We start from the raw sequence: 3,718 nt of genomic DNA on the forward strand, positions 1-3,718 counted from the left end.
CATCACCAGGATAGCTACTGTACGAGCCAGGATCATAACCATAATTGGTAATTAAATGTTGTTTTACGCGTTCCATATCAGCAATGCTGGTACGTGAAATGGATTGATCAAGATCCCAATTACCATCTTCTGAAGGTCTCCAGTTCACAACTTGCCCTGGACGTTTTTCGGTTTCGCCGTTAACAAAAAAGAATAATTTATTTTTAATGATCGGCCCGCCCAATGTCATTCCATAAATGGTTTTTGACTGATCGTCTCTATCACCAAACTGCACATCGCCTATACGATTACCGCGCATGTCTTGGTTATTGAAATAAGTATATGCCGACCCTTTAAATCTGTTAGTCCCAGATTTTGTAATAGCGTTGATACCACCACCAATAAAGTTGGTTTGACGTACATCAAAAGGTGCAATAACCACCTGAACTTCTTCAATAGCATCTAATGAAATTGGACTTCCACCAGCAGGTAGGTTAGAACTCAACCCGAAGTTATTGTTAAAATTAGTACCATCTACTGTAAAGTTAGTAGAACGACCATCACCTCCGGCAAGACTCATACCATTAGAGTAAGGAGATATCTTTGCAATATCAGTAATACTTCTGTTAATACTTGGTAAAGCTGTCATTTGCTCATTGGAAATGTTGGTTGCTGCACCGGTCTTCTCAGTTGAAAACTTGGTCCTCTTTGCAGAAACCACAACTTGACTTAAAGAAACTGCTTCTTCACTTAACACAACGTCATGAATATAAGCAGCACCCAAACCAATAGTAATGTCACTGGTTGTGTTTGTGCCATATCCTACATAAGATACTGCAACACTGTAAGGACCACCAACACGCATACCCGGCAAGGTGTAACGACCATCGTCATTGGTAATCGTTCCGTAAGTAGTGCCCGATGGTGTGTGGGTAGCAATAACGGTAGCTCCCATAACGGGCCCATCAACATCCGTAACACGACCACTCATACTGGACGAAGTTACTTGAGACATCATGACTGTAGTGCCTAGCAAGGCCACAATCATTAGTAAAAATTGTGTAATTTTTTTCATTTTTAATGTTTAAAAATTAAGTTTTTAAATTTTACGCAAAAATAAACCATTATTATGATTTAATATTACTTAAATGTTAAGATATTTTTAACACTACCAAAATAATAAAATTAACCCTTAAATTATTATTTCTAGAATTAAGTTCTACATAAGTTTTTAACAAAAAATAACTTAAAGTCATGAAAATTTCTAAATAATTCAGCAAACCGAAGTAAAAATATGCAATCTTGTATTTGAGTCAAAATTATTGACCATGAAACCCACACCTTTTAGCTGGCTCGGTTTAGGCCAATAATTCTTTAAATCCAAAAACAAATCCGAGCCTACAATCTTCAAAAGATATCGTGACTATACAGGCACTAACTTGGGATATACAATTATTTAATTTTGAGTAATGGAATATCCCTGTTCGATCGTAGTTTCGTTTTGATATTCAATCGGAATTAAATCCAATTGTGCCCTTAGTGGTTTTATAAACTCACGATAATGCGCATCCAAATGTGCTGGAACAGACTCCGCTGATGGCATTTTCTCAAGAAATGGATCAACTTGTTGGCCATTTTTCCAAAAACGATAACACACGTGTGGTCCGCTGGTATTTCCTGTCATGCCAACATAACCAATAACATCACCCTGTTTGACATACTGGCCTTTTTTAACAGCCTGCCTACTCATATGGAGATACTGAGTGCTATATGTGTCATTGTGCTGGATTTTAACATATTTACCGTTACCTCCCCGTTGTGTAGATTCTATCACTGTACCGTTGGCCGTCGCTAAAATTTCTGTGCCAATTGGTGCCGCAAAATCAGTACCTTTATGAGGTCTAACTGCATAACCATAATAAGCAATTCTTCGGTTGAGATTATAGCGTGATGACACCCGACCGAAATTAACTGGCGCTTTTAAAAATGCACGTTTTAAGCTCTTGGATTTTTCATCAAAAAAATCACCGCGATTACTTAAAGAATCTATAGCATATTTAAAGGCATAAAAATCTTCACCCTTATGTTGAAAGTACGCCGCATCAATCCCTTCCAATCCGGCGTAAATAGAATCTTCAATATAACGTTGTCTGTAGATAATTTTAAACTTATCGCCTTTTTGAAGTTTCCAAAAGTTAATGGTCCATGCATAAATATCAGCCATTTCCCCTATCAATGCCTGTGGTAATCCTTGGGCATCCATAGTAACTGACAAACTGTTATTAATTTCACCAGAAGCTTCTTTTGTGACAATAGTAACGGGCTTTTTTTCTTTATAAGTAACCACCGAATCGGCAAAATGGATGACCACATAATCAATATTATTTTCTTGATAAATAAAACATTGCGGCGTTTGAAGACTGTCTTTTGCAAACAGCATCGTGTATGGTCTTCCTATTTGAAGTTTTCGAATATCATAAGAATCCTTGGCACTTTCTGCAATTTGATAAATTTTTGGATAGGCCAAATTATTGCGCTGCAAAATGGTGCCAAAACTGTCCCCAGATCTAATGGTGTCTCGTTTTACGATATAATCATTCAGATTAAATCCAAATTCCCTAAGCTCTGCAGGTTCGATAAAAGTTTTAATAGGCTCTTGTTCAATATCTTTAACTTCTTGCTTACACGACGTCAACAACAATCCTAATAAAACAACTACGGCGATACTTTTTTGATACATTTAAAAGATTTCAATTTTTATAATTCCGTTCCCCAATTTTCCAATTCACTTTCCGACCAAAGTTGAGGAAAAAATATACGTCTTTGGTATTTTGGATGCATGTATTTTTTCCAATCGCTGCCCCCTGTACCTTCACCACCTTCAGAACCGCTTTCTATATAATGTTTGGCGGCATGATAATGAGCAAATACCCAAGTAATATTGACCGTATAATCATAATGGCGCATTGCTTTTATCAAATCTTCATTTTCTTGGTCTGCTTTAGGCAATTCTTTAAATCTGGTCCATAAGTTCTTCGTATTATGGCTTTCCATAAATCTTAAAAATTCATCTTTATAACGATTTTCAAAATTAACCAGGGTGGTCGATTTTTTTCCCGTTTCATAATTTTTACCGGCAGCTTGCCAATACAAATGTTCAAACGCATGGGTGTAGGGCGTGTTGCGATCTATATCTTTACGGAAACGGTAATCAATAAGATTGATAAGTTCTGTCGAAGCAAATTCAATCAATCGGTATTGTGCACTTTGAAAACCACTGGCTGGGGTCAGCGTATTTCTGAATTTCATATATTGATCCACATCCATTCCATCTCTCATGATATTGAAAGAAGTCGTGAGCATGTCAAAATATCTACTGACGCGCATCAATCGGGAAGCAAAAAATTCAGTAGTAAGCGATGTACTTTCTGAGACTTGTTCTATTTCCCATAAAATCATCTTAAATAAGAGTTCATTAATTTGATGATACCCTATAAAAACCATTTCATCGGGCAATGTGGTACGCTGGACCTGCAAATTTAAAAGGGCATCGGTTTGAATATAATCCCAATAGGTAATGGGTTTACTATAAAGCAATCCTTTTAAATGGGTCTGGGCATCTTGATCTATGGCAGCATATTTTTGCTGCAGCTCTTGTAATATGGGGTCAAAATCTTTTATATTGGACATGGGCTCTAAAATTGAATTTTAAATGGATGTTTAAGACCTTTGAAAGCCT

3 protein-coding genes are annotated in these 3,718 nt (G+C 36.7%); all 3 read right to left on the reverse strand.

The features are described 5' to 3' along the window. Positions 1–1,054, reverse strand: a 1,054-nt coding sequence (locus tag VNJ50_RS12850; protein WP_325582546.1) for a TonB-dependent receptor, incomplete at its 3' end; no start/stop codon positions are given. 381 nt (positions 1,055–1,435) lie between these two features. Further along, positions 1,436–2,719 carry a M23 family metallopeptidase gene (locus VNJ50_RS12855; RefSeq protein WP_325582548.1) on the reverse strand — a complete coding sequence of 428 codons (1,284 nt, stop codon included), beginning with the start codon at positions 2,717–2,719 and terminating at the stop codon, positions 1,436–1,438. 17 nt (positions 2,720–2,736) lie between these two features. Continuing rightward, the gene (locus VNJ50_RS12860; RefSeq protein ID WP_325582550.1) at positions 2,737–3,669 is read right to left on the reverse strand and encodes a tryptophan 2,3-dioxygenase family protein; all 933 of its coding nucleotides are present in this window, start codon (positions 3,667–3,669) and stop codon (positions 2,737–2,739) included. Positions 3,670–3,718: the final 49 nt, after the last annotated feature.

Origin of the sequence: Gelidibacter sp. (assembly GCF_035577925.1) — a bacterium.
Lineage (GTDB): Bacteria > Bacteroidota > Bacteroidia > Flavobacteriales > Flavobacteriaceae > Gelidibacter.

Bases quoted from the DNA above. Each gene is read 5' to 3' on its own strand.
- VNJ50_RS12855 (WP_325582548.1), bottom strand. From the start codon at position 2,719: ATGTATCAAAAAAGTATCGCCGTAGTTGTTTTATTAGGATTGTTGTTG.
- VNJ50_RS12860 (WP_325582550.1), bottom strand. From the start codon at position 3,669: ATGTCCAATATAAAAGATTTTGACCCCATATTACAAGAGCTGCAGCAA.